The sequence below is a fragment of the Pseudomonas sp. GB2N2 genome, from assembly GCF_054897705.1.
In genome coordinates, this window is the sequence record NZ_CM142701.1 from 1,646,096 (window position 1) to 1,672,549 (window position 26,454).

Annotated in this window: 16 protein-coding genes; 13 read left to right on the top strand and 3 right to left on the bottom strand. The window is 60.7% G+C overall.

The annotated features are described in order from the left end of the window. Window positions 1-9: 9 nt before the first annotated feature. The 13 genes from treZ (at window position 10) to ACYZT4_RS07635 (ending at window position 18,461) form a co-directional block, all read left to right on the top strand. Window positions 10-1,806: a malto-oligosyltrehalose trehalohydrolase gene (treZ, locus tag ACYZT4_RS07575; protein WP_461986583.1), complete on the top strand. Its 1,797-nt coding sequence runs from the start codon at window positions 10-12 to the stop codon at window positions 1,804-1,806. Then, a complete protein-coding gene (malQ, locus tag ACYZT4_RS07580; RefSeq protein WP_461986585.1) occupies window positions 1,803-3,881 on the top strand; it encodes a 4-alpha-glucanotransferase in 2,079 nt (692 codons plus the stop codon). The genes treZ and malQ overlap by 4 nt, the downstream gene beginning before the upstream one ends. Continuing rightward, window positions 3,878-6,652 carry a malto-oligosyltrehalose synthase gene (locus ACYZT4_RS07585; protein WP_461986587.1) on the top strand — a complete coding sequence of 925 codons (2,775 nt, stop codon included), beginning with the start codon at window positions 3,878-3,880 and terminating at the stop codon, window positions 6,650-6,652. The genes malQ and ACYZT4_RS07585 overlap by 4 nt, the downstream gene beginning before the upstream one ends. A 21-nt stretch (window positions 6,653-6,673) precedes the next feature. After that, the gene (locus tag ACYZT4_RS07590; RefSeq protein ID WP_461986589.1) at window positions 6,674-7,003 is read left to right on the top strand and encodes a DUF2934 domain-containing protein; all 330 of its coding nucleotides are present in this window, start codon (window positions 6,674-6,676) and stop codon (window positions 7,001-7,003) included. A gap of 235 nt (window positions 7,004-7,238) precedes the next feature. Next, window positions 7,239-9,398, top strand: a complete 2,160-nt coding sequence (gene glgX / locus ACYZT4_RS07595; RefSeq protein WP_461986591.1) for a glycogen debranching protein GlgX — start codon at window positions 7,239-7,241, stop codon at window positions 9,396-9,398. 1 nt (window position 9,399) lies between these two features. Next, on the top strand, window positions 9,400-10,389 hold the full coding sequence (locus ACYZT4_RS07600) for an acyl-CoA dehydrogenase (protein WP_461986593.1): 990 nt from the start codon (window positions 9,400-9,402) through the stop codon (window positions 10,387-10,389). Further along, the gene (locus tag ACYZT4_RS07605; protein WP_461986595.1) at window positions 10,386-11,144 is read left to right on the top strand and encodes a PIG-L deacetylase family protein; all 759 of its coding nucleotides are present in this window, start codon (window positions 10,386-10,388) and stop codon (window positions 11,142-11,144) included. Before ACYZT4_RS07600 ends, ACYZT4_RS07605 begins: the two co-directional genes overlap by 4 nt. Continuing rightward, entirely contained in the window at window positions 11,141-11,740 is a 600-nt protein-coding gene (locus tag ACYZT4_RS07610; RefSeq protein ID WP_461986597.1) for a class I SAM-dependent DNA methyltransferase, read from the top strand. Before ACYZT4_RS07605 ends, ACYZT4_RS07610 begins: the two co-directional genes overlap by 4 nt. Then, window positions 11,737-12,396 (top strand): glycosyltransferase family 2 protein, encoded by a 660-nt coding sequence (locus tag ACYZT4_RS07615; RefSeq protein ID WP_461986599.1) that lies wholly within the window; start codon window positions 11,737-11,739, stop codon window positions 12,394-12,396. Before ACYZT4_RS07610 ends, ACYZT4_RS07615 begins: the two co-directional genes overlap by 4 nt. Before the next feature lie 118 nt (window positions 12,397-12,514). Next, on the top strand, window positions 12,515-13,273 hold the full coding sequence (locus ACYZT4_RS07620) for a PIG-L deacetylase family protein (protein ID WP_461986601.1): 759 nt from the start codon (window positions 12,515-12,517) through the stop codon (window positions 13,271-13,273). 294 nt (window positions 13,274-13,567) lie between these two features. Beyond that, window positions 13,568-14,368 (top strand): endonuclease/exonuclease/phosphatase family protein, encoded by an 801-nt coding sequence (locus tag ACYZT4_RS07625; protein ID WP_461986603.1) that lies wholly within the window; start codon window positions 13,568-13,570, stop codon window positions 14,366-14,368. Window positions 14,369-14,527: 159 nt separating this feature from the next. Next, window positions 14,528-17,074 (top strand): autotransporter family protein, encoded by a 2,547-nt coding sequence (locus ACYZT4_RS07630; protein ID WP_461986605.1) that lies wholly within the window; start codon window positions 14,528-14,530, stop codon window positions 17,072-17,074. Between the two features lie 319 nt (window positions 17,075-17,393). Next, window positions 17,394-18,461 (top strand): autotransporter domain-containing protein, encoded by a 1,068-nt coding sequence (locus ACYZT4_RS07635; RefSeq protein ID WP_461986607.1) that lies wholly within the window; start codon window positions 17,394-17,396, stop codon window positions 18,459-18,461. 137 nt (window positions 18,462-18,598) lie between these two features. Here the strand turns inward: ACYZT4_RS07635 and glgB are convergent, their stop codons facing one another. The 3 genes from glgB to ACYZT4_RS07650 all read right to left on the bottom strand — a co-directional run bounded on the left by glgB (window position 18,599) and on the right by ACYZT4_RS07650 (window position 26,318). Continuing rightward, window positions 18,599-20,830, bottom strand: a complete 2,232-nt coding sequence (glgB, locus tag ACYZT4_RS07640) for a 1,4-alpha-glucan branching protein GlgB (protein WP_461986609.1) — start codon at window positions 20,828-20,830, stop codon at window positions 18,599-18,601. A 2-nt stretch (window positions 20,831-20,832) separates the two neighbouring features. After that, window positions 20,833-24,174: a maltose alpha-D-glucosyltransferase gene (gene treS / locus ACYZT4_RS07645; RefSeq protein ID WP_461986611.1), complete on the bottom strand. Its 3,342-nt coding sequence runs from the start codon at window positions 24,172-24,174 to the stop codon at window positions 20,833-20,835. A 149-nt stretch (window positions 24,175-24,323) separates the two neighbouring features. Further along, the gene (locus ACYZT4_RS07650) at window positions 24,324-26,318 is read right to left on the bottom strand and encodes an alpha-1,4-glucan--maltose-1-phosphate maltosyltransferase (RefSeq protein WP_461986613.1); all 1,995 of its coding nucleotides are present in this window, start codon (window positions 26,316-26,318) and stop codon (window positions 24,324-24,326) included. Window positions 26,319-26,454 lie beyond the last annotated feature (136 nt).

The following is a 26,454-nucleotide window of genomic DNA, read 5'->3' on the forward strand; positions in this document are numbered from 1 at the left end:
TTTTTGAAGATGCCGTTACGGACCCTCGAGACCTGGCCCCACGGCGCAATCATGCTGGACGCAGAACACACGCGTTTTGCCTTGTGGGCGCCAGATGCGTTTTTTGTCAGTGTCGAACTGGAAAATGGACAATCCTTGCCACTACTGCCTCAGGCTGATGGCTGGTTCGTGCTCAAGACGCGCTGCCCCGCCGGCACGCGATACCGCTTCAATATCGATGGCGAAATCGACGTCCCCGACCCGGCCTCCCGCGCCCAGGCCGGGGACATTCACCACCACAGCATCGTCGTCGATCCCCTCGCCTACACTTGGCGACACAGCGCCTGGCTCGGGCGGCCATGGAATGAAGCGGTCATCTACGAGCTTCACGTCGGTGCGCTGGGCGGCTTCAGCGAGGTGGAACAGCACCTGGCACGACTCGCTGAACTGGGCATTACGGCGATTGAACTGATGCCCATCGGGCAGTTTCCCGGTGATCGAAACTGGGGCTACGACGGCGTTCTGCTCTATGCGCCCCAAGCTTCTTACGGCACTCCGGAACAACTCAAACACCTGATCGACAGCGCCCATGGCCATGGCCTGGCAGTGATTCTCGACGTGGTCTACAACCACTTCGGCCCCGACGGGAATTACCTGCATCGCTACGCCAAGGGCTTCTTCAATGAAGACAAGCACACGCCTTGGGGCGCCGCCATCGACTTCCGGCGGCGCGAAGTGCGTGACTTCTTCATCAACAATGCGTTGATGTGGTTGCTGGAATACCGCTTCGACGGTTTGCGTTTCGACGCAGTGCACGCAATCAAAAGCCCGGACTTCCTGCAGGTATTGGCAGAACGCATCCGCGAGCAGATCGATCCCTCGCGGCATGTCTGGCTGACAGTGGAGAATGAACACAACCAGGCCAGCCTGCTTCAGGAAGGTTACGACGCGCAGTGGAACGATGACGGCCATAACGCCCTGCACGTGCTGCTGACCGGCGAAACCGACGCTTATTATGCGGACTACGCGGACGACCCTACCGGACAATTGGCTCGCTGCCTGAGCCAGGGCTTCGTGTTCCAGGGCCATACCAATCAAAACGGTGAAGCACGCGGTGAACCCAGCGGTCACTTGCCGCCCAGTGCGTTCGTGCTGTTTCTGCAAAACCATGACCAGATCGGCAACCGCGCCTTTGGCGAACGGCTGCACCAACTGGCGCATCCCGACGCGTTGATTGCCGCAACGGCATTGTTGCTGTTATCGCCAATGATTCCGCTGATGTTCATGGGCGACGAATTTGCCACGCCAGAGCCCTTTCTGTTTTTCACCAGCCACCACGGAGAGCTGGCGGAACTGGTTCGTGAAGGCCGTCGCAGCGAGTTTTCCGCGTTCGACGCCTTTGCCGATCCCGTCAAGCGAGACCTGATCCCTGACCCGAACGCGCAACAGACATTCGAAGATTCCCGCCCGGACTTGAAGGCCAATCAACAGTCCTCGATGTACGAGCGATACCGTCAACTGTTGAACATCCGCCATCAGCAGATCGTGCCACGTGTCCCCGGCGCGCACCCGGTGGGGGCGGATGTGCTGGCGAATGGCGCGGTATCCGCACGCTGGCAATTGGGCGATGGCAGTCTGCTGCGCATTGACCTGAACCTCAGCAACGCGCCGGTGGTCCATTCCCCACACGCCGGCGCTTCGTTGCTGTTCGAACACCCTTCGAAGTCCGCCGAGCTGTTGAACCGGGGCACACTTGCCCCGTATTGCGCGCTAGTCAGCCTCACGGCCGCAGCCCCTTTGCCAACCCCGGATGGAGAGCGCCAATGAGCGATGCGCAACTGGAAATACTGGCCAGCCGAGCTGGCCTGGCCGTCGACTGGATCGACGCCAACGGCCGCCCGCAGAAAGTCGCCTCTGCGGTATTACGCAACGTCCTCATCGGACTCGGCCACCCGGCGAGCAGCGCCCAGGAAATCGACGCCAGCCTCCTCGAATTGCTGCAGGTTCAGCAAACCCGGCACCTGCCGCCGCTGCTGACCGCAGACTTCGGTGTCGGCCTGAACCTGGCCCACCACTTCGACCCGCTGACGTCTTGCGAGATCCACCTCGAAGACGGCTCGCGACTCAGCCTGAAACTCGACGCCGAGGCGGTATTGCCCGGCCTGATTCCGGTCGGCTATCAGCACGTCAGCATTGACGGCCAGTCATTTACCCTGGCCGTGGCGCCAACACGTTGCTACAGCGTTGGCGATGCCGTTGACAGTCCGATCCCCCGCGCCTGGGGGCTGAGCGTGCAGTTGTATTCGCTGCGCCGTCCCGGCGATGGCGGTTTTGGCGACACCCAAGCCCTGGAAGAACTCGCTCGCGTGGCCGGTGAACGCGGTGCCGAAGCGCTGGCAATCAGTCCGCTGCACGCGATGTTCAGCAGCGACACCCACCGCTACAGCCCATATTCCCCCTCCAGCCGTTTGTTTTTGAACAGCCTGTATGCCGCGCCCGGCGCGATCCTTGGCGATCGCGCGATGCGCACGGCCATCGATGCCGCCGGGCTCGCTGCTCAACTCAAGCATCTGGAAGAATTACCACTGATTGACTGGCCGGTTGCCGCCGAAGCCAAGCACCGCTTGTTGCAGGCGTTGTACGAAGGTTTTGTGCTGGGCGAGCATCCGCTGCATGCGGACTTCAGCAGTTTTCGCCACGCCGCCGGCGAAGCATTGGAAAACCACTGCCGTTTCGAAGCCATTCAGGAAGCCCGTGCTGCCAAAGGTGAAAACCTCGACTGGCGCGAATGGCCTGAGCAATGGCGCGATCCGCGCAGTGCTGAACTGGCTGAATTTGCCGAGGAAAATGCCGGGCGCATTGGCTTCTTTGCGTTCTGCCAATGGTTGATCACCCGTTGCCTGGAGCGCGCGCAAACGGCGGCTCGCAGCAGCGGCATGAGCATCGGCCTGATTGCAGATCTGGCGGTCGGTGCCGACGGCGGTGGCAGCCAGGCCTGGAGCCGCCAGGACGAATTGCTCGCCTCCCTGACCGTCGGCGCACCGCCGGACATTCTCAATCGCACCGGTCAGGGCTGGGGGATTTCCGCGTTTTCCCCGGAAGGCCTGGTGCGTAATGGCTTCCGCGCGTTCATCGAAATGCTGCGGGCCAACTTCGCCCACGCCGGCGGGTTGCGCATCGATCACGTCATGGGACTGCAACGGCTGTGGGTGATCCCCAACGGTGCGTCGCCGGCTGACGGTGCCTATCTCTACTATCCAATCGACGACATGCTGCGTTTGCTCTCGCTGGAATCCCATCGTCATCAGGCCATCGTCCTCGGCGAAGACCTTGGCACCGTGCCGGACGGCTTGCGCGAAAAGCTCATTGCCCGCTCGATCCTCGGCATGCGCGTGATGCTCTTCGAACAGGACAACGCGCATTTCAAACCGATTCTCGACTGGCCGGACAATGCCTTGGCGACCACCAGTACCCACGACTTGCCAACGCTCAACGGCTGGTGGCGTGGCCGTGATATCGACTGGAATGCCCGTCTCGGCATGGTCGATGCCACCGGGGAAATCGAGTGGCGTCATCATCGCGAGCGTGAGCGCGAAGGACTGCGTCGGGTGCTGAGCGAAGACCCGCAGAATTTCCTTGAAGAGTCTCACGAGACCGATCAGGTGCTCGACGCGGCGGTGCGTTTTCTCGGCCATACCCGCGCGCCGCTGGTGCTGCTGCCGCTGGAGGATGCCCTGGGCATGGAACAGCAGGCCAACCTGCCCGGCACCACCGACACGCATCCGAATTGGTCGCGACGGTTGCCCGGCGACAGCGAAGCACTGCTCGATGGCCCGGACGCCGCCCGACGCCTGGAATTGCTCGCCTGCGCGCGGCTTCAGGCTGCCGAGCGTGACCGATGAATCAGCAACGCAATCAACCGCTGCGTGCGACGCTGCGCCTGCAATTTCATAAAGGTTTCACCCTCGATCAAGCGGTGCCGCTGGTGCCGTATTTCGCCAGCCTTGGCATCAGCCATGTCTACGCCTCGCCAATTTTGAGCGCTCGCGCCGGTTCCATGCACGGTTACGACGTGGTCGACCCAACCACGGTCAACCCGGAGCTGGGCGGCGAAGCGGCGTTGCGCCGTTTGGTCAGCGCCTTGCGCGAACAGAACATGGGGCTGATCCTCGACATCGTCTCCAACCACATGGCCGTCGGCGGCAGCGACAATCCCTGGTGGCTGGACTTGCTGGAATGGGGACGCCTGAGCCCCTATGGCGAGTTTTTCGACATTCAGTGGCACTCGCCCGATCCGCTGATGGAGGGCCAGTTACTGCTGCCGTTCCTCGGCAGCGACTATGGCGTTGCGTTGCAGGAAGGCACCCTGCCCCTGCGCTTCGATCGGCAGCACGGCGGGTTTTACGTCGAGCACTACGAGCACCGCTTCCCGATTTGCCCGTTGAGTTACGGTGAATTGCTCAAGGGTGAAGTCGACGCATTGAATTCGCTGGCCGAGCGCTTCAGCACGTTGAGTGATCAGGCAGACGCCCACCGTTCGGCCAAACCGTTGAAAGCCGAACTGCGCGAGTTGGCCAGTAATCCCGCCGTTCTGGACAGCATTGAAAACAACCTCAAAGCCTACGACTCCCTGACACCGGAAGGCTTCCAGCGCTTGCACCCGTTGCTGGAGCGCCAAAGTTATCGCCTCGCCAGCTGGCGCACGGCGGCGGACGATATCAACTGGCGGCGCTTTTTTGATGTCAACGAACTCGGCGGTTTGCGCGTAGAGCGTCCGGCGGTGTTCGAGGAGACCCATGCAAAAATTTTCGAGCTGGTCGCTGAAGGTCTGATCGACGGGCTGCGCATCGACCACATCGACGGGCTTGCCGACCCGCGGGGTTATTGCCGCAAACTGCGGCGTCGGGTCGACAGCCTGGCGCCGGGGCGGCACTTGCCGATCTACGTCGAGAAGATCCTTGGCGAGGGTGAAACCTTGCACCGTGACTGGTCGGTTGATGGCACCACCGGTTATGAATTCATGAATCAGCTGTCGTTGCTGCAACACGATCCCGCCGGCGCGCAGACGCTCGGCGAACTGTGGAATCGCGACAGCGGACGGCCTGCGGATTTCCGTCAGGAAGCACAACTGGCACGACAGCAGATTCTTAACGGTTCCCTCGCCGGCGATTTCGAAAGTGTCGCCCAGGCCTTGTTGCAAGTGGCCCGGGATGACTTGATGACTCGCGACCTGACCCTCGGCGCAATTCGCCGGGCGTTGCAGGAACTGATCGTGCATTTCCCGGTGTACCGCACGTACATCAGCCCCCGTGGGCGCTCAGCCGAAGACGATGTGTTTTTTCAGCAGGCCATGGACGGTGCACGGCAAACCCTCGGCGAAGCGGACTGGCCGGTGCTCGACTGCGTAGCGCGTTGGCTTGGCGGTGAGCCGTGGCGTAACCGTCCGGTGGGGCGTCAGCGCAAAATTCTCAAACACGCCTGCGTACGCTTTCAGCAACTGACCTCGCCGGCGGCGGCGAAGGCCGTGGAAGACACTGCGTTTTATCGCTCGGCAGTGCTGCTGTCGCGCAATGACGTGGGCTTCAGCACCGAGCAGTTCAGCGCGCCGGTGACCGACTTTCATGCCGCGTGCCTGAATCGCTTCGATGAATTCCCGGACAACCTGTTGGCCACCGCGACCCACGACCACAAACGCGGCGAAGACACCCGCGCACGATTGGCAGTGTTGAGCGAGCGCAGCGCCTGGTTCGCCGAGCAGGTGCCGCTCTGGCAGACACTTGCCCGGGCGCTGCGCGACACCGACCAGATGCCCTCCGCTGGCGATGAGCTGATCCTGTATCAAGCGCTCCTCGGCAGTTGGCCGCTCGACTTGCAGCGGGACGATAAGGCCGGCTTCGAGCACTACAATCAACGCGTGTGGCAGTGGCAACAGAAAGCCTTGCGTGAAGCCAAGTTGCAAAGCAGCTGGAGCGCGCCCAACGAAGCCTACGAGCAAGCCGCCCAGCAGTTTCTCGAGCGTCTGTTGCTCAACCCCGAAGGTCAACTGTTGCGCGCCGCCCTTGGCAAAGCCGCGATGTCCATCGCCGCACCCGGTGCACTCAACGGATTGGCGCAAACCTTGCTGCGCATGACCGTGCCGGGCATTCCGGACCTTTATCAGGGCAACGAGTACTGGGACTTCTCGTTGGTCGATCCGGACAACCGCCGCCCGGTGGATTACCCGGGTCGCGAACATGCCCTGAAACGTGCGACGGAGACGCCAGAGCTGCTGGCCAACTGGCGCGACGGGCGCATCAAACAAACCCTGATCGCACGCACCTTGAACCTGCGTGCCGAACATGCCGAGCTGTTTCAGCGCGGGTCGTATCAAGCGCTGGAAGTGGTCGGCAGCGAGGCTCACCGAGTCTTGGCATTTGCGCGTTCGCACCACCCAAAGCGGGCTATCGTGATCGTACCGATACGCTGTGCCGACCTGCTGATTAAGAGTGCCGAACCCCACGTCGGCGCGCCGCAGTGGGGCGATACCCGGGTCAAATTACCGTTCACCACCCCTGCCGAAAATCTGAAGGGACTTTTTTCCAGCGTCGCAGTCACAGAAAACATGGAGCTGATGATAAGTGCGGCACTGGGGGACTTCCCGGTCAATCTCTTTATCCAAACTACCGACACTTGAGTTCAGTTCAGGAGCATTGCGATGAGTACCGAAGATAAACGCATCCGTGAATTTGCCTATCAGATCTGGGAATCGGAGGGTAAACCCGAGGGCCACGACTCAAGGCATTGGGAGATGGCGCGCAAATTGGCAGAGGCCGAAGCCCTGGCCCCGAGCAAATCGTCGAAGGCGGCCGGCAGCAAATCCGCAGGCACCAAGTCTGATGTCAGCAAAGACTTGAATGGCAAGGCCGGCGAGCCGAAAACCAAAGCCAAGGCAAAACCTGCCGCTGCGGCGGCGAAGGTAATCCCGCCTGGCGAAAAAGCCGTCGAGAAGAAACCTCGCGCACCGCGTAAACCGCCTGCGTCCTGACGCTCTCCGGCATTGAAGTGAATGAACTCGTGGCGAGTGTGCTCGCCACAGAGGGTTCGTTCGCCCACCAAAACGTCAACACTGAACACTGAACTCTGTAGGAGCGAGCCTGCTGGCGATGGACTCAAGGGCAACGCGTTTATCCAAAACAGGCGCGTAATCGTAAACGTCCATCGCGAGCAGGCTCGCTCCTACAGTGAGCCGGTGAGATTCCCCCTTATTTGCAGGAGCATCTATGACCAGTCCAAAAAAATCCGCGCCAGAACCTCAAGCCGAGGCATCGCGAATCCGTGAAGGCCTGCCCTTCCCGTTGGGCGCCACCTGGGATGGCCTGGGGGTTAACTTTGCCTTGTTTTCCGCCAACGCGACCAAGGTTGAACTGTGCATCTTCGACGATGCCGGCGAAGTCGAACTGGAGCGCATCGAACTTCCGGAATACACCGACGAGATCTACCACGGCTACCTGCCCGATGCCCATCCAGGTTTGATCTACGGCTACCGCGTATACGGCGCCTATGACCCGGCCAACGGTCATCGCTTCAACCACAACAAACTGCTGATCGACCCCTACGCCAAGCAATTGGTCGGCGAACTGAAGTGGTCTGAAGCGCTGTTCGGCTACACCATCGGCCACCCCGACGCTGACCTCAGTTTTGACGAACGCGACAGCGCGCCGTTCGTGCCCAAATGCAAAGTGATCGACCCCGCCCACACGTGGGGCCATGACCATCGCGTCAGCGTGCCGTGGGACAAGACGATCATCTATGAGACCCATGTTCGCGGTATTAGCATGCGTCACCCCTCCGTCCCCGAAAATGTGCGTGGCACCTTCGCCGGGTTGATGGTCGATGACGTACTGGAACACATCCGCAAGTTGGGGGTGTCGACCGTCGAATTGCTGCCGATTCACGCCTTCGTCAATGACCAGCACTTGCTGCACAAAGGCATGACCAATTACTGGGGCTACAACAGCATCGCTTTTTTCGCCCCGGACCCGCGCTACCTCGCCAGCGGCAAGATCGCCGAGTTCAAGGAGATGGTTGCGCACCTGCACGAAGCCAATCTCGAAGTGATTCTCGACGTGGTCTACAACCACACCGCCGAGGGCAACGAGCAAGGCCCGACGCTGTCAATGCGTGGCATCGATAACGCCTCGTACTACCGCTTGATGCCCGACGACAAGCGCTTCTACATCAACGACTCCGGCACCGGTAACACCCTCGACCTGAGTCACCCGTGCGTGCTGCAAATGGTCACCGACTCCCTGCGCTACTGGGCCACAGAAATGCACGTCGATGGATTCCGCTTCGACCTGGCGACCATTCTCGGGCGCTACCACGACGGCTTCGACGAGCGTCACAGCTTCCTCGTCGCCTGCCGTCAGGACCCGGTGCTGCGCCAGGTGAAAATGATTGCAGAACCGTGGGATTGCGGCCCCGGCGGTTATCAGGTGGGGAATTTCCCGCCGGGCTGGGTCGAGTGGAACGACAAATTCCGCGACACCGTGCGCGCCTTCTGGAAAGGTGACGAAGGGCAATTGGCTGACTTCGCCAGCCGCATGACAGCGTCCGGCGAGATGTTTAATCAGCGCGGTCGTCGACCCTACGCATCGGTGAATTTCATCACCGCCCACGACGGTTTCACGCTCAACGACCTGGTCTCGTATAACGACAAGCACAACGAAGCCAACGACGAGAACAACCAGGACGGCAGCAACAACAACTTGTCGTGGAACCACGGCGTCGAAGGTCCGACCGACGATCCTGAGATCAACGAACTGCGCCATCGGCAGATGCGCAACTTCTTCGCCACGCTGCTGCTGTCCCAGGGCACGCCAATGCTGGTGGCCGGCGATGAGTTCGCCCGCACCCAGGACGGCAACAACAACGCTTACTGTCAGGACAGCGAAATCGGCTGGGTCAACTGGGACTTGAGCGAAGACGGCAAGTCGCTGCTGAAGTTCGTCAAACGCCTGATCAAGCTGCGCCTGGCCTACCCGATCCTGCGTCGTGGACGGTTCCTGGTGGGCAGTTACAACGAGGACATCGGGGTCAAGGACGTGACCTGGCTGGCGCCGGATGGCACCGAAATGTCCATCGAACAGTGGGAGGACGCCCACGGCAAATGCCTCGGCATGCTGCTCGATGGCCGCGCCCAGGAGACCGGAATTCGTCGCAAGGGCGGCGATGCAACGTTGTTGCTGGTGGTCAACGCCCACCACGACATCGTCAACTTCACCCTGCCGGAAGTGCCGGATGGCGGTTTCTGGACCTGCATGATCGACACCAATCAGCCGTCGATTCGCGGTCAGGAACGCTTCGAGTTCGGGCATGAGTATTCGGTCACCGGCCGTTCGTTGTTGCTGTTCGAATTGCAGCATGAGGAAGAAGAGTGAAATGGACCTCCAGGCTTTTCTGCTACGACAGTCAACTGATTACGCCGATACCTCGGCGCTAGGCAGGTGCTTGGGGGAGCTGGTCGGGGCGGGTCTCGATCAGCTTCCGCTGCCGGGCAGCGGCCGTACGCTGGAACGTTTCCAGCGTCTGGCGGAGGTCGGCGGGCATGATCTGGGGCTGTGCAAATTGTATGAGGGGCACACCGACGTGTTGGCGATCATCCAGCAACTCGGTGGTTCGCCCACGCCCTCCAGCACGTGGGGGATGTGGGCCGCCGAGCCGCCGGATGCGCGGGTGCGCGTCAGCCCTCACGGCCAACGGGTTATGCTGACCGGGCGTAAAGCCTGGTGTTCGGGGGCGTCGGTGTTGAGCCACGCATTGATCACTGCGTGGGATGATCGGGACCGCCAGCAATTGGTGGCGGTGGCGCTCGATCAGCCTGGCGTGACCGTCACCGATCAGGGCTGGCAAGCGCTGGGGATGGCTGCGACCGGCAGCGTCGAAGTGTTGTTCGACGGCGCCGAAGCACAGGCCATCGGCTACCCCGGCGACTACCAGCAACGTCCGGGCTTCTGGCAAGGCGGGATCGGCATTGCGGCATGCTGGTATGGCGCGGCGCAAAGCCTCGCCGAACGCTTGCGCAGTCACTGCGCCCATCGCCAGGAACCCCATGCCCTCGCCCACCTCGGCGCGGCCGACAGCGCGTTGCAGGCAGCAGCGACGGTGTTGCGCTTCAGTGCATCAAGCATTGATGCAGCGCCACAGGATGACGCCGAATTGCTCGCTCGCCGTGCCCGCTCAATTGTTGAACACAGCGCGGAACAGGTGATCCTGCATGTCGGCCACGCCCTCGGTGCAGGCCCTTATTGCAAGGACCGGCAGTTCGCCCGCCTGAGCGCCGACCTGCCGGTGTTCCTGCGCCAAAGCCACGCCGAACGCGACCTTGCGGCCCTCGGCAAACATGTCATTTACGGAACATGGACGTTATGAAAGCCAATCCTATTGTTGGTCAAGGCACGCCGTTGCATCGGTGGCAAACCTCCAGCCATCTGGCGCAATTGCCGATAATCGACATCCTCGACCTGGTGCCCGAAGGCTCACGGGCCGTGATCGTTGCCCCGCATCCGGATGACGAAGTGCTCGGTTGCGGCGGTTTCCTGCAATTGCTGGCCGCCGTTGGCCGACCGTTACAACTGATCTCGGTCACCGATGGCAGCGCCAGTCATCCCGGCTCGCGACGCTGGCCGGTGGAGCGTTTGAGCGCGGTGCGTCCGCAAGAGTCCGCCGAAGCTCTGCGTCGGCTCGGCCTGCCGTTGCACAGCCTGAAATGGTTGCGTGGCGGCTTCGCGGACAGTCAAGTGGCGGCGCGGGAAACAGAATTGGCGGCATTCATCGAACGCCACCTGCGCCCCAACGATGTGGTGTTCACCACGTGGCGCGAAGACGGTCATTGCGACCATGAAGCCGTCGGCCGTGCCAGTGCCACGGCGGCGCAGCGCGTCGGCGCCACCCTCCACGAACTGCCCGTCTGGACGTGGCACTGGGCAACGCCCGAAGACAGTCTCGTTCCCTGGCAGCGGGCGCGAAAAATCCTGTTGACCCCGCCGCTGGTGGCGCGCAAGCGGCATGCGATCCACGCGTTTGCCAGTCAGCTCGAAGGCGACCCGCACATCGGCCTGCCGCCGGTACTCGCGCCGTATGTGCTGGATCGTTTGCTGCAACCGTTTGAAGTGGTGTTTCTATGAGCGTCGAGGATCGCTATTTCGATGGATTGTTTGCCGGCAACGACGATCCCTGGGCGTTTCGCCAGCGCTGGTACGAACAACGCAAACGCGCGATCACCCTCGCCGCGCTGCCCCGGCCCCGCTACCGTTCGATCCTGGAACCGGGTTGCGCCAACGGTGAGCTGAGCGCCGGCTTGGCCGAACGTTGCGACCGGCTGCTGTGTTGCGACACCGCAGCCGCCGCCGTCACGCTGGCCCGCACGCGTCTGAGCCCGTTCGACCACGCTGAAGTCCGTCAAGGGCGATTGCCCGGTGACTGGCCGAGCGAACACTTCGACCTGATCGTGCTCAGCGAAGTCGGCTATTACCTGGATGCCGACGACCTGAAACAATTGATCGAACACGCCGCGCAGTCCTTGACTGCTGACGGCCAGCTACTGGCCTGCCACTGGCGCCCAACAATCGAGGGCTGTCCCCTCAATGCCCGGCAGGTGCACGATTTGCTGCACGAACACCTGCAACTGCCACGCCTGGTGTTGCATCAGGAGTCCGACTTCCTGCTGGAGTTGTGGAGCCGCGAACCGCGCTCCGTGGCCGCACTTGAGGGCCTGCGATGATCGGCATCCTGATCCCGGCGCATAACGAAGAAGACTTGCTCGAAGACTGCCTGCGGGCCGCTCTGCGCGCGGCGCAGCATGAACTGCTGAACGGTGAAGCCGTGGAAGTGTTGGTGGTGCTCGACAGTTGCACCGATCGCTCGTCAGACATCGTCGGCAGTTTCCCGGTGCACTGCCTGGAAATCGACGCGCGAAATGTCGGTCAGGCGCGGGCGGCCGGGGCGCTGTTTCTGCTGGATCGCGGGGTGCGCTGGATTTCCTGCTCCGACGCCGACAGCCGCGTCGCCCACGACTGGCTGGTGGCGCAGCTGTCGCTTGAGGCCGATGCGGTGTGCGGCACGGTGACCGTGGACGCGTGGGATGAGTCGTTCGATCAATCGGCGCAGATTCGCTATCACCAGCACTACAAACAGCGAGAGGGCCATCGGCATATCCACGGCGCCAATCTGGGCATCAGTGCCGAGGCCTACCGTCGGTCCGGTGGTTTCGAACCCCTGGCGTGCGATGAGGATGTGCAGCTGGTGCGGCAACTCGAACGCTGCGGCGCGACCATCGCCTGGAGCCAGCGGCCGCAGGTGCTGACCAGCGCGCGACTCGACAGTCGGGCCCGGGGTGGCTTCGGTGATTACCTGCGCAACCTCGTCCAGGCTGGATAAAAACAGCCTGACTGAACAGGGGGCGACGAATAGCGATACTTGAGCAATACTCTGCTCGCTGCAATCCAGGGTACGGAGCGCGGCACACTGCTATTCATTAGAACAAGGACGTAGCCCGATGAAATCTGTTTCCATCAGCGACAGCAGCCTGTCAGCCCAGATCTGGAACAACGCGCTGCAACTCGACAATGTTCCTGTCATCAACACGCAGACCTTGGTCCCCGCCGGCGCTCGCGCCGTGGTCATCGCCCCCCATCCCGGCGACGAAGTGGTGACTTGCGGCGGTCTGTTGCAATTGCTCAGTACGCTGGGCCATCCCCTGCAACTGATCTCGATCACCGATGGCAGCGCCAGCCACCCGGGGTCTCAGCAATGGTCGGAGAAACGCCTCAGTGTGTTTCGAGCCCAGGAAAGCGTCGAAGCCTTGCGCCGTCTCGGATTGCCGATGCACAGCCTGAAGTGGATTCGTGGTGGTTTCACCGACAGGGCCCTGACCGAACGTGAACTTCAGTTGACCGAGTTTATTGCCCGCTACCTGCGGCCGGGCGACGTGGTGTTCAGCACTTGGCGCGAGGACGGCAATGAGGATCACGATGCAGTGGGACGTGCCAGCGCCAATGCTGCCGCGATGGTCGGGGCGGCGTTTCACGAAGTGCCGGTCTGGGCCTGGCACTGGCCGACGCGTGACAGTGGGTTGATTCCCTGGCACCGCGCCCGCAAGTTGCGGCTCGATACCTGGACTGTTGCGCGCAAAAGCCACGCTACCCATGCTTATGCCAGCCAGCTTGACGGTGAGCCGGCGATCGGGATTGCGCCTTTGCTGCCGCGCGTGCTGTTGGAGCGGATGCGCTTGCCCTATGAGATTGTGTTTGTCTGAGCTTGCCTTTGCGTACATATCCATTTTGGGGGGTGACGGCTGAAATTGGTTTCGCCCCTACGGCGAGTCACTTTTGAAAGCGTGCTGACGCCATTCCCTGTAGAAGCCTGCTTGCTGGCGATGACAGGGGAATGCGTACGACGAGAGCGTCAGGTCGCTATCAGGCCGCCTCGCGCGTTTTTGATGTTGATCTGCTTGCCCCATGGGCATGCCGAGTCACAGGTGCATTCGAACTGAACTGCCCACCACCGCACTAGTCGCATGCATACGCAGCCCCGATTCGAAGGAGCCAATGTGACCAGTGATACCAAGCGCAAACCCCTGACCTCGGTCCCGTTGAACACGCCCCCGGCGATTCATCGCATTCGGGTGCTGACGGTCAACACCCACAAGGGTTTTACTGCATTCAATCGGCGCTTCATTCTTCCGGAACTGCGCGAAGCGGTGCGCAGTACCTCGGCGGACCTGGTGTTCCTGCAGGAAGTCGTCGGTGAACACGAGCGTCACTCTTCCCGTTTCAACGAATGGCCACAGACGTCGCAATACGAGTTCCTGGCCGACAGCATGTGGAGCGATTTCGCCTACGGACGCAACGCTGTCTACCCCGACGGCCACCACGGCAACGCCCTGTTGTCGAAATACCCGATTCGCGAGTATCGCAACCTCGACGTGTCGATCACCGGCCCGGAACGCCGCGGTCTCCTGCACTGTGTGCTGGACGTCCCTGGCCACGCCGAAGTCCATGCGATCTGCGTGCACCTGAGCCTGCTGGAAAGCCATCGTCAGTTGCAGCTCGAATTGCTCTGCCAGCTCTTGGAATCCCTGCCGCATGACGCGCCGGTGATTATCGCTGGCGATTTCAACGATTGGCAGCTGCAAGGCAACGCCACACTCGCCCGTCGAGACTATCTGCATGAAGCCTTCGAACGCCACCATGGCCGCCCGGCGAAAACCTATCCGGCGCGGTTCCCGCTGTTGCGCCTGGACCGGATCTATCTGCGCAACGCCAGTAGTCACGATCCGCGAATCTTGGGCAGCAAGCCGTGGACACATCTGTCAGACCATCTACCCTTAGCGGTTGAGGTGCATCTTTGAAGCGCCCGGCAATGTTGCTTATCAGGCACAAAATAAACAAAAAAAGCGGTGAAACCTGTCAACTCTTACAGTAGTCGCACTCGATATCTGTTGTTACGGTGCAGCTGTCCCTGTCAGTTGCGTTGACGAATGGGACCGAATCGATTCGAGGGAACGAGCATGCCGTTTTCGACAGAACTGCCCACGTACCGTTATTCAGCCTGCGCTGTTTCCCTCTGGCTATGTGTGGGCTGGTCCCAGCCGGCCCACGCGGCCTGTGTCCTGACACCGACCGCGGGCAACGACAGTTTTACCTGCGACAGCGCCAGCAGTGGACCGCTGACTGACTTGTCGGGCAACAACACCCTGAGCTTCCCCGCCAATGGCAGCGGGACGATCAACGGCAACGTCACGTTTGGCCCCGGTACTGACACGGTGAATATGAATTCCGGCACGATCGCCGGCGCTGTCACTCAGGGGGATGGCGCCGATAATTTCAGCATCAGTGCCGGCCAGGTTACCGGGGCGGTCGCACAGGGCAACGGGGTCGATAATTTCACCATGAGCGGCGGCACCATTCAGTCGCTGGCCCAAGGTGACAGCCGCGACTTTTTCCTGATGACCGGCGGTACGATTACCGGTGCATTCGAGGACGGCGACACCGCCAGAATGACCGGCGGCACCATTGGTCGAGTCGACATGAAGCTCGACAACAATCTGTTCAACCTGTCTGGTGGTCAAATTCTGGGCAACCTGGTGACGGGATTCGGCACCGACACCATTATCGTGTCCGGCGGCAGGATTGGCGGCAACATCAGCGTCAGCGGTGGCAACGACAGCATCACCGTGACCGGCGGCGAAATCGTCGGCGAGATCCGCGCGAGTACCGGTAACGACACACTGGTCTGGAACGGCGGCGGCATTATCCGCTCGGCGATCCTCATGGGCGACGGCAACGACACGGCCACCCTGGGCAATCTCACTGAAAGCACCCTCGCGCTCACGCCGAGCATCAACGGCGAAGGCGGCACCGACCTGTTGACCTTCAACGGTACAACCTCGGCGGGTGCTGGCCGCTATGTGAATTGGGAGACGGTCAACCTCAATAACGGATCGCGCTTCGACCTGGATGGCATTTTCCGCGTGGGCGACAGCACCACCGGCACTGGCGTGTTCAACATCGATGGCAGCAGCACGCTGACCTCGGTCCAGGGCAGCATTGCGTCATTCACTTCCGGCCAACTGGCGACCCTCAACAACAGCGGCGTGATCGACCTCACCAGTGGTAACACCCGCACCAACGACACCCTGACCGTTGAAGGCAATTACGCAGGCAGCGGCGGTCAGTTGCTGCTGCAATCTGCTGTGGGCGATGACAGCTCACCCAGCGACAAACTCGTGGTGAACAACGGAACGTTGACCGGCAGCACCCTGATCACCGTCAGCAATGTCGGCGGCGCTGGCGCGCTGACCCAGCAGAACGGTATTCAATTGGTCCAGGCTTCGGGCACGGCGGTCAGCGATAACAGCGCCTTCGCCCTGAAGACGCCGGTCTCGGTCGGGGCCTACGATTACCAACTGTTCAAGGGTGGCGTCACGGCTGGAAGCGAAAACAGTTGGTATCTGCGCTCATCCGTCGTGGCCCCGCCGTTGGTTCTGGTGGCCAATCCCGACCCTGCCCTGCCGCCCATTCTGGTTCCGCTGGTGGCAACGCCAGTCGCTGCGATCGGATCGCCCGCGCTACCCGCCGCCGAACCCGGTGCCGCGCCCATTGCCCTGTACCGGGCCGAAGTGCCCACGTGGTCGGCAGTTCCGCCTGCCGCCGCGCGATTGGCCCTTGATGCGCTCGGCACGTTCCATGATCGCCAGGGTGACCAGCGCCTGCTGACTGAAACCGGTGCGTTGAGTGCTGGCTGGGGTCGGGTGTACGGCAAGCGCTTCGATCAGACGTGGGGCGGCACCGTTTCACCGAAACTCGATGGATCGCTGAAGGGCTTTCAGGTTGGCAACGATTTATTCAGTTCCGAATGGGCGACGGGGCAAACCCAACGCAGCGGTTTCTTCGTCGGCCACAGCGATTTGAAAGGCGACGTCGATGGTTTCAACCAGGGTTTTCAAGGCAAACGCGCCGGGAAAGTTGACCTTAACGGTGACAGCGCTGGCGTTTATTGGACACTCACCGACAAAAAGGGCGCCTACCTCGACACCGTGGCGATGTATACCTGGCTCGACGGCGAAAGTCGCTCGGAACGAGGCCTGAAAATCGATAACAAGGGTCACGTCCTGAGTCTCTCGACAGAGGTCGGCTACCCGATCAAGGTCGCCGACAACTGGACAGTCGAACCCCAGGCACAGGCGATTTATCAGAACGTGAAACTCGACAGGCAGGATGACGGTATTTCGAGTGTTTCATTTGATTCCGACGGTGCCTGGACAGGTCGCCTCGGCGCGCGCCTCAAGGGTCGCTATACAGTCGGTGGTCGCCCGGTCGAGCCCTATGTGCGCGCCAATCTTTGGCACACGTTTTCGGGAACTGACACCGTGAAGTTCGGCACTGATCCGATTGAAACCCGACAACAATACTCATCGGCCGATCTGGGCCTTGGAGTAGTGGTGAGCCTTGCGCAATCCGTGAGCATTTACGCCAGCACTGACTACAGCCGCAATATCGACAGTAATGAGCTGCATGGGTTGGCCGGCAATATTGGCCTGCGAATTGGCTGGTGAACCGATAGCCAGCTACTGAAGGCCTCTAGAACAACGTTTTGGCACGATTTTCCAAACAAACAATCACTTAGATGCCCTCATAAAATCAGGCACTTGACTTCGTTAAAATTACAAGACCATTTATCGGCCATTTTCTTGACGCGACGCCATCAGTCTTCTTAGCTACACCTTACTACCCCCGAAGTACCACTAGAGGCAGCTCCCGGACCCCGTTAAAACGGGCGGCCCGAGGCGTGCCTTACTCCATTCGGTCGCCCCTCATTCGGGGTAGGAGAGACGCCACAGCGAGATAACGCATGCGACTGCAAGGTAGACCTCCATGAAAACCTCATTCACCCAACAAGAGATCAAAGTCACTTTTTGCACTGTTTCAAGTTCGCTCCTGTTGTGTTCTTCCATTGAGGTGCAGGCCGCACCTGCCGAAGAAGAGACAACGCCCTGGTATAGCCAGGAAGTCCCGGTGCTCAGCTTGCCCGCTCTCGCCACAACGTATCCCGGCCGATTCAGCGCCGCGCCTGATTTGCGAAGTTCACGCCTGACAGTCGAAGACGCCGAGCCCTCGGCGTGGGATCAACTCTACGGACAGGCAGCGCGACAAGCGCAAACCGATTATCAGTCCCAAGGATCGACCCTGCCCGGCGCCAATCAATTCAAAGGCCCGGCAATCCTCATGCTGCAAAGCAGCAGTGGCCATACCCAGCAGGTCGGTCTGATCGGCGGTACGACCCAATTCGAAGCTAATGGTAACGGCCTGTTGACCAGTCGCGCCGTCGCTGATCCCGAGACTGACACGCTGAATCTGCAGGGCCAAAGCCTCGGCGCTTATTGGAGCCTGACCGGCCCGCAGGGCTGGCACGTGGATTTGACGGCCAGCGGCGGTCGGGTCAGCGGCTTCAGTCGCAACGAGCAAGGCGCGCGGCAAGCCACCGAGGGCAGCGCGCTCACTCTTTCGGTTGAAGGGGGATTCCCGATTGGCCTGAGCGACAACTGGATCGTCGAACCGCAGGCGCAGTTGATCAATCAGCGCATCACGCTCGACACGCCGTACGCCGGCTCTGGAAACGCATCGTCCAGCGACCTGACGGCCTGGAGCGGTCGGGTCGGTGCACGATTGAAAGGGAGTTACGACATCAATGGTCTCGGAGTCGAACCGTACGTGCGGACCAACTTGTGGCACACGGTGTACACCGGCAATACCGTGACGCTGGACCAGGTCGACAAGATCAGCAGCAGCCGCAACTCATCCACCGTTGAAGTCGGGCTGGGGCTGGTGGCGAGGGTGACGCCGGTCGTGAGTCTGTATGTCAGCGCTGATTACAGCAGTGACGTGGATGAAAATGACTTGAATGGGTTAATAGGTAGTTTGGGTGTGCGGATGCGGTGGTGAAGGCCTGAATTCGCGACCCATATTGTCTGGTCTGGCGCCATCGTCGGAACGCCGCCCGGAGCAGACTCACTCCTACAGTATTTACGCTACACCTGTAGGAGTGAGCCTGCTCGCGATGAATGCGACGCGGTTCTGGATCAACCCTCCGGCCGCAACATCAACACCGCCAACGGCGGCAAATTCAACACCAGCGATTCCGCTTGCCCATGGCTCGGTTCGGCCTCGGTAAACGCCCCGCCGCCATTCCCGTAATTCGAACCCGCGTACTTCTCCGAATCACTGTTCACCACTTCCAACCAACGCCCGGCAAACGGCACGCCGATGCGATAAGCCTCTCGCGGCACCGGGGTGAAGTTAGCCACCACCAACACCGGCCGGCCATCCTTGCTCCAGCGCAGGAATGCGTAAACGCTGTTGATCGCATCATCGCCAATCAACCACTGGAAGCCCTGAGGCGCAGCATCCTGGTCATGCAATGCCGGCTCTTCGCGGTAAAACCGATTGAGGTCGCCAACCAGTTTCTGCACGCCTTTGTGTTCCGAGTACTGCAGCAGATACCAATCCAGCTGCTGATCGTGATTCCATTCGCGCCATTGGCCAAACTCGCAGCCCATGAAGAGCAGCTTCTTGCCCGGATGCGCCCACATGAACGTTAGATACGCCCGCAGGTTGGCGAATTTTTGCCAGCGGTCGCCCGGCATCTTGTCGATCAGCGAGTGTTTGCCGTGCACCACTTCGTCATGGGAAATCGGCAGGATGAAGCGCTCGGACCAGGCATACACCAGACCAAAACTCAGCTCGTTGTGGTGATGCCCGCGGTACACCGGGTCTTGCTGGATGTAATGCAGCGAATCGTGCATCCAGCCCATGTTCCATTTGTAGTCGAAACCCAGACCGCCTTGCTGCGTGCTCTGGCTGACGCCGGGCCATGCCGTGGACTCTTCGGCGATCACCATCGCACCGGGCGCTTCGAGGTTGACCACGTCGTTGAGGTGGCGCAGGAAGTCGATGGCTTCGAGATTTTCCCGACCGCCGTGACGGTTCGGCACCCACTCGCCGGCCTTGCGCGAGTAATCGCGATACAGCATCGAAGCCACCGCATCGACGCGCAGGCCATCAACGTGGAAGTGCTTGAGCCAGTGCAGCCCCGAAGCCAGCATGTAGCCGTGCACTTCGGTGCGGCCGAGGTTGTAGATCAGTGTGTCCCAATCCTGGTGAAAACCTTCCTGCGGGTTGCCATATTCGTACAGCGCAGTGCCGTCGAATTGAGCAAGACCGTGGGTATCCGTCGGGAAATGCGCCGGCACCCAATCGAGAATCACGCCAATGTCCGCCAGGTGGCAGGCGTTGACGAAGGCGGCGAAATCATCCGGCGAACCGTAGCGGGCGCTCGGGGCGAATTGCGAGAGCAGTTGATAGCCCCACGAACCACCGAACGGGTGTTCCATGATCGGCATCAATTCGATGTGGGTGAAGCCCAATTCCTTCACGTACGGAATCAGGCGTTCGCCCAGCTCATGCCAGGTGTACTGGCGAGCGACTTCGCCGAGATCGTTCAGTTCGCACTGCCAGGAACCGGCGTGTAATTCGTAGATCGACAAAGGCGCACTTGGGGTTGAACGCTCAGCCCGGGCCTGCATCCATTCGTGGTCCTGCCACTCGATACTCAGCGGTGAGGCGACTTTCGAGGCCGTATCCGGTGGCAGCGTGGTTGCGAGGGCCATCGGATCGGCCTTGAGCGGCAGAATGCCGTGTTCGCCGAGGATTTCGTATTTATAGGCTTCGCCCGCCTGCAGGCGCGGGAGGAACAACTCCCAGACGCCCGTCGGATGGCGCAAGCGCATCGGATGCCGACGACCGTCCCAGTTGTTGAAATCACCGACCACCGACACCCGCCTGGCGTTCGGCGCCCACACGGCAAAACGCACGCCATCGACGCCATCGACATTTTGCAGCTGCGCACCGAGGCAACTGCTGAGGTCCCGGTGATTGCCCTCCGCGAACAGGTACAAATCCATCTCGCCGAGCAACGGCCCGAAGCTGTAAGGGTCTTCCGAGGTTTGCTCCCCGCCGGCCCAGCGGGTGCGCAGTACATACGGCTGCGCCCGATTGAAATGGCCGACGAACAGCCCTGGCGTATCAGAAGCCTCCAATGTCCCGACTTCTTCGCCGGAGTCTTTGGCCAGCACTTGCACGCTCAGCGCGTCTGGCAGATACGCTCGAATGAATTGGCCGCCGGCGTCGTCGCCATGGGGGCCGAGAATTGCAAAAGGGTCTTGATGTTCGGCGCGTACCAGCGCGTCGATGTCCCGCGGTCCGGGCAGTAACGCCTCTTTAGCGTGACCCTGTTCCTTGTTCGAGAAACTCATGACTACTCTCCACCAAGATCGGAAAAGGGTTTAAGCCCACTCAATAATCCATATAAACCGTGCAATGGCACGGGTAGCCAGGTCGGCCGGTTCTCTGCCTCATAGGCCACCTCATACGCCGCCTTCTCCAGACCGAACAACGCCAGCGCGGCGTCCTCGCCTTCCGGATCTTGCCACGCATGAGCAAGACTAGCTGCCGCCAGCCGATAAGCGTCGACAAATGCCTGTTTCGCCTCAATTAAGTAGCGATCGGCGACTCGCTGGCGCGCGGTTTGGGCATCGGCGGTGTTATCAACGTTGTTCACATTGATTGCCATGGCCGCCGCGTAATCGAACGAACGCAACACACCGCTGACATCTTTGTACGGGCTGTGCTTGCCGCGCCGCTCGGGCAATGGCCTAGCCGGCTCGCCTTCGAAGTCGATCAGGTAAGCATCGCCCTTGATCACCAACACTTGCCCGAGGTGCAAATCGCCATGGACGCGAATCCGCAAGCCACCAGTGGCCTTCCTGCCCAATTCCTGGACATGGCTGAAGATGGCTTTTTTGTTGTCGAGCAAACGAGTGACCAGGGTTTTGTCCGCCGGGTTCAGTTCGTGTTGATGCTGTTTGAGCAACTTCAGCGCATGTTCCAGTTGCGCCGCGACATCCTTGGCCGAGGCCAAGGCGTCTTTTTGCGAGGTGACGCGCGGCGCGAAGTCTGGGTCATCGGTCGGCGCGGCCAGCACCTGGTGCATTTCCCCCAGACGCTGACCGAGCATGCCGGCAAAATCGCGCAGCTCGCCGAGGGCGTTGTAATGCTGGTCCTGCTCGGACATGGCGTCGGCCAGTTCGTCGCGCAACGCCCGTTCGAGGTTGTTCTGTGTCCATTCCCACGCATCGCCCTGATTGCTCAAATAGCCTTGGGCGATCATCAGCAGATTGTCTTCGCCCTTGGCGTCGCGGCGAACCACCGAACCCAGCAGCGGCGAGATGTTGGCGAAACCGGCATTGGTCAGGTACGCGCTCATTTCCAGCTCCGGGTGCACGCCCGAAGCGATCTTGCGGATCAGTTTGAGCACCAGGCTCTTGCCGATCACCACAGAACTGTTGGACTGTTCCGCAGAGAGGTAGCGCACTTCCGAGTCAGCGCCCAAGCCCAATTTGGCCAGCTCGGCAGTCGGCTCGAAACGGATCTCGCCGCCATCCGAAGGCAACACGATGTTTTCCTGCATACCTCGCAACACCGCGAGGATGAAATTTTCGAGGCTGAATGCATCAGTGATCAAACCCACCTGCGGCCCACGTCGTACCCGCGACAGTGCCAGTTGCTGCGGCAGCGCCGGGCCAACCTGATCCTCGGCAATAAAGCCGAACGGCAATTGGTAGCGACTGGTCTGTCCGCCGCTGGTGACTTCGATTTCGCTCAGCAGCACCGAGTGCTGTGCGTCGCCGAAGCGCACACCGTAGGCCAGGTTGACCTTTTCGATGGCGGCATCCTTGCCCGCGAACCAGCGCCGGTTCTGCAACCAGCTTGGCAGGATGCCCTGCTCCAGCGTGCCGCGAGACGGCGCTTCGAGCAGTTCTTCCATGCGTTTCTTCAGCACCAGGGTGGTGAAGTCCGGCAGGCTCTGCGCCGGTTCCACATGCCAGCTCGGCATTTGATTCTCCGCAGCCAGTACAAACCAATAGAAACCGTACGGCGCCAGGGTCAGGAGGAAATTCAACTGGCCAATCGGCGGGAAGGCGTTACCACCGAGCATTTCCACCGGCACCATGCCGACGAAGGCCGACAAGTCCAGTTCTGCCGCTTGCGCACTGCGCGACACGTTGGCCACGCAGAGGATGATTTCATGCTTGCCGTCCGGCCCCGTGTATTCGCGGGTGTAGGCCAGAATCCGGCGGTTGCTCGGTGAAAGCATTTTCAGCGTGCCGCGCCCGAACGCCTTGGACTGCTTGCGCACAGCAAGCATGCGTCGGGTCCAGTTGAGCAGCGAATGCGGGTCGCCAGCCTGGGTTTCGACGTTGACCGACAGGTAACCGTATTGCGGGTCCATGATCGGTGGCAGCACCAGGCTCGCCGGGTCGGCGCGGGAGAAGCCGCCGTTGCGATCGATCGACCACTGCATCGGCGTGCGCACACCATCGCGGTCGCCGAGGTAGATGTTGTCGCCCATGCCGATTTCATCGCCGTAATACATCGTCGGCGTGCCGGGCATCGACAGCAGCAGGCTGTTGAGCAATTCCACACGGCGACGGTCGCGCTCCATCAACGGTGCGAGGCGACGGCGAATCCCCAGGTTGATCCGCGCACGACGGTCGGCCGCGTAGTAATTCCACAGGTAGTCGCGCTCTTTGTCGGTGACCATCTCGAGGGTCAACTCATCGTGGTTGCGCAGGAAAATCGCCCACTGGCAGTTGGCCGGGATTTCCGGGGTCTGGCGCATGATATCGGTAATCGGAAAACGGTCCTCCTGAGCCAGCGCCATGTACATGCGCGGCATCAACGGGAAGTGAAACGCCATGTGACACTCATCGCCATTGAGCCCCTTGGCGTCGGTCTCGCCGAAGTACAGTTGCGTGTCTTCCGGCCATTGGTTGGCCTCGGCCAGCAGCATGCGGTCGGGGTAATTGGCATCGATTTCCGCACGAATCTGCTTGAGGACGTCGTGGGTCTCGGGCAGGTTTTCGTTGTGGGTGCCGTCCCGTTCGATGAGATACGGAATCGCATCCAGCCGCAGGCCGTCGATGCCCATGTCGAGCCAGTAGCGCATGACTGACAGCACCGCTTTCATGACTTGAGGGTTGTCGAAATTCAGGTCCGGCTGGTGGGAATAGAAACGGTGCCAGAAGTACTGGCCGGCGACCGGGTCCCAAGTCCAGTTGGACTTCTCGGTGTCGAGAAAGATGATGCGGGTGCCGTCGTATTTTTGATCGTCATCGGACCAGACATAGAAGTCCCGCGCCGCCGAGCCGGGTTTGGCTTTGCGCGCGCGCTGGAACCAGGCGTGCTGGTCTGAAGTGTGGTTGATGACCAGTTCGGTGATCACCCGCAGACCGCGTTTGTGCGCTTCGGCAATGAATCGCTTGGCATCGGCCATGGTGCCGTAGTCGGGATGCACGCCACGGTATTCGGCAATGTCGTAGCCGTCATCACGTCGTGGTGACGGGTAGAACGGCAGGAGCCAGATGGTGTTGACGCCGAGGTCGGCAATGTAATCGAGTTTGGCGATAAGACCGGGAAAATCGCCGATCCCGTCGTTGTTAGAGTCGAAAAAAGACTTGACGTGAACTTGATAGATCACCGCGTCCTTGTACCAGAGCGGGTCTTTGATAAAGGTGGCAGCCGTGGGTTTCTTCGCCATTTGAAACTCCTGTAGAAATCGAAAAGCCGCTGCGATTGCGATGCATCACCTGTAGGAGCGAGCCTGCTCGCGATAGCGGTGTATCAGCCGACATCCATGTTTAATGACACACCGCCATCGCGAGCAGGCTCGCTCGCACACGGATCGTGCTAAAGGGTAATCCGCCAAATCCCGAACGGCTGATGCGCCGGGTCGATTCGCATGAACTGGTACTTGCCATGCCACGTCCAGCGATGGCCGCTCATCAAGTCTTCGCCCTGAACGCTGGCGTCGTCAGGCAAGCCCATTTCCCACAGCGGCAATTCGAAATTCGCCTCCTGCACGTTATGCGGATCAAGGCTGACCGCCACCAGAATGAAGTTACTGCCATCCGCACTGCGTTTGCCGAAATACAGAATGTTGTCGTTCCAGGCGTTATAGACCGTCAGGCCCAAGTGCGTGTGCAAGGCCGGGTTCTGTCGGCGAATGCGGTTGAGCTGGGCAATCTCGGCGATGATGTTGCCCGGCGCGGTGTAATCCCGTGGGCGGATTTCATACTTCTCGGAGTTGAGGTACTCCTCCTTCCCCGGTACTGGCGCCGCTTCGCACAATTCGAAGCCCGAATACATGCCCCACAACCCGGAACCCATGGTGGCCAGTGCCGCACGGATCAGAAAACCGCCGCGTCCGGACTCGTGCAAGAACCCCGGATTAATGTCCGGTGTATTGACGAAAAAGTTCGGGCGATAGCATTCGCGCCACGGCGATTCATTGAGTTCGCTGAAGTAGGTCGACAGCTCGTACTTGGTATTGCGCCAGGTGAAATAGGTGTAGCTCTGCGAATAACCGACCTTGCCCAGACGCGCCATCATCGCTGGCGTGGTAAACGCCTCGGCGAGGAAAATCACCTCCGGGTAGAGCGCCCGCACATCGGCAATCAGCCACTGCCAGAACGGCAATGGTTTAGTGTGCGGATTGTCGACACGAAAGATCTTCACGCCCTCCTCGACCCAACCCACCACGATGTCGCGCAATTCCACCCAAAGACTCGGAATCGCCTCCGCGGCATAAAAATCGACGTTGACGATGTCCTGGTATTTCTTCGGCGGGTTCTCGGCGTATTTGATCGTGCCGTCCGGCCGCCAATTGAACCAGCCCGGGTGCTGCTTCAGCCACGGGTGATCCTGCGAACACTGGATGGCGAAATCGAGGGCGATTTCCAGGCCATGATCAGCCGCTGCGGCTACCAACCGCCGGAAGTCCTCGCGAGTGCCCAGTTCGGAGTGAATCGCCTCGTGCCCGCCTTCCTCGCTGCCGATCGCGTACGGACTGCCAGGATCGTCAGGGCCCGCCGTGAGGGAATTGTTCGGGCCTTTACGGTAGCTGCGACCAATCGGGTGGATCGGCGGGAAGTACAGCACGTCGAAGCCCATGTCCTGAATCATCGCCAGCCGCGAATGCACGTCATGGAAGGTGCCATGGCGAGCAGGATCGTCGGTGACCGAGCGCGGAAACAATTCATACCAACTGGCGAACTGCGCGAGTTCACGCTCGACGTCCAGCGGATACTCGGGACTGAAGCTCAAGTAAGCGCGGTGATCAGCCTGGGCCATCGAGTCAGCGCTACGCGGGTGCAGAAACAGCGCGACTTGCTCGATTTCGAGCAGTCCCGACAATTCATGGTGCAGCGCTGCCAGCTCTTCGCTTAGAGGCCCTTCGCTGCGTTCGGCGGCCTGATGAACCAGAGTCCGGCCTTCCTGCAACTCGAGGCTCACCGGCACGCGGGCCGTGTGCTTTTTCTCCAACTCGTAGCAAAAACTGGCGAACTGATCGATCCAGGCCTCTACGCAAAACACATGCCGGCCCTGGCGCTCGACGCGGAACTGGCCTTGATAGCCGTTATTGCCCAGCTCGCCCATGACTGCGGTATGCCAGATTTCCTCGCCGTCGGCACGCCAGCGCACCCGGACCGCCAGCTTATCGTGACCATCGGCAAAGACTTTGCTGGTGACCACCACGTCGCCCCCCACAACAGCTTTGACGGCAAATTGCCCGCCATCGAGGGTCGGCATGGTGTCTTCAATCGCGATGCGCGGCAGCAGTAAGGCCTGCGACAGCGGCATGTGAGGGTTGTAGTTCAGCTCTGTCGGTTTTTCGGCAGTCATCGAGCATCTCTCCTGTACGCCCCATGGACGCTCATGTGCGTGGTCATCATTCGCGCAAAGCCGTCGGCCCGGAATGAACTCACCTAGGTTCCGAGCGACAGGCCTTGGTAAAGTTCACGTGGATGTGCCGGTGTGT

Bases quoted from the DNA above. Each gene is read 5' to 3' on its own strand.
- treZ (WP_461986583.1), top strand. From the start codon at position 10: ATGCCGTTACGGACCCTCGAGACCTGGCCCCACGGCGCAATCATGCTG.
- malQ (WP_461986585.1), top strand. From the start codon at position 1,803: ATGAGCGATGCGCAACTGGAAATACTGGCCAGCCGAGCTGGCCTGGCC.
- ACYZT4_RS07585 (WP_461986587.1), top strand. From the start codon at position 3,878: ATGAATCAGCAACGCAATCAACCGCTGCGTGCGACGCTGCGCCTGCAA.
- ACYZT4_RS07590 (WP_461986589.1), top strand. From the start codon at position 6,674: ATGAGTACCGAAGATAAACGCATCCGTGAATTTGCCTATCAGATCTGG.
- glgX (WP_461986591.1), top strand. From the start codon at position 7,239: ATGACCAGTCCAAAAAAATCCGCGCCAGAACCTCAAGCCGAGGCATCG.
- ACYZT4_RS07600 (WP_461986593.1), top strand. From the start codon at position 9,400: ATGGACCTCCAGGCTTTTCTGCTACGACAGTCAACTGATTACGCCGAT.
- ACYZT4_RS07605 (WP_461986595.1), top strand. From the start codon at position 10,386: ATGAAAGCCAATCCTATTGTTGGTCAAGGCACGCCGTTGCATCGGTGG.
- ACYZT4_RS07610 (WP_461986597.1), top strand. From the start codon at position 11,141: ATGAGCGTCGAGGATCGCTATTTCGATGGATTGTTTGCCGGCAACGAC.
- ACYZT4_RS07615 (WP_461986599.1), top strand. From the start codon at position 11,737: ATGATCGGCATCCTGATCCCGGCGCATAACGAAGAAGACTTGCTCGAA.
- ACYZT4_RS07620 (WP_461986601.1), top strand. From the start codon at position 12,515: ATGAAATCTGTTTCCATCAGCGACAGCAGCCTGTCAGCCCAGATCTGG.
- ACYZT4_RS07630 (WP_461986605.1), top strand. From the start codon at position 14,528: ATGCCGTTTTCGACAGAACTGCCCACGTACCGTTATTCAGCCTGCGCT.
- ACYZT4_RS07635 (WP_461986607.1), top strand. From the start codon at position 17,394: ATGAAAACCTCATTCACCCAACAAGAGATCAAAGTCACTTTTTGCACT.
- glgB (WP_461986609.1), bottom strand. From the start codon at position 20,830: ATGAGTTTCTCGAACAAGGAACAGGGTCACGCTAAAGAGGCGTTACTG.
- treS (WP_461986611.1), bottom strand. From the start codon at position 24,174: ATGGCGAAGAAACCCACGGCTGCCACCTTTATCAAAGACCCGCTCTGG.
- ACYZT4_RS07650 (WP_461986613.1), bottom strand. From the start codon at position 26,318: ATGACTGCCGAAAAACCGACAGAGCTGAACTACAACCCTCACATGCCG.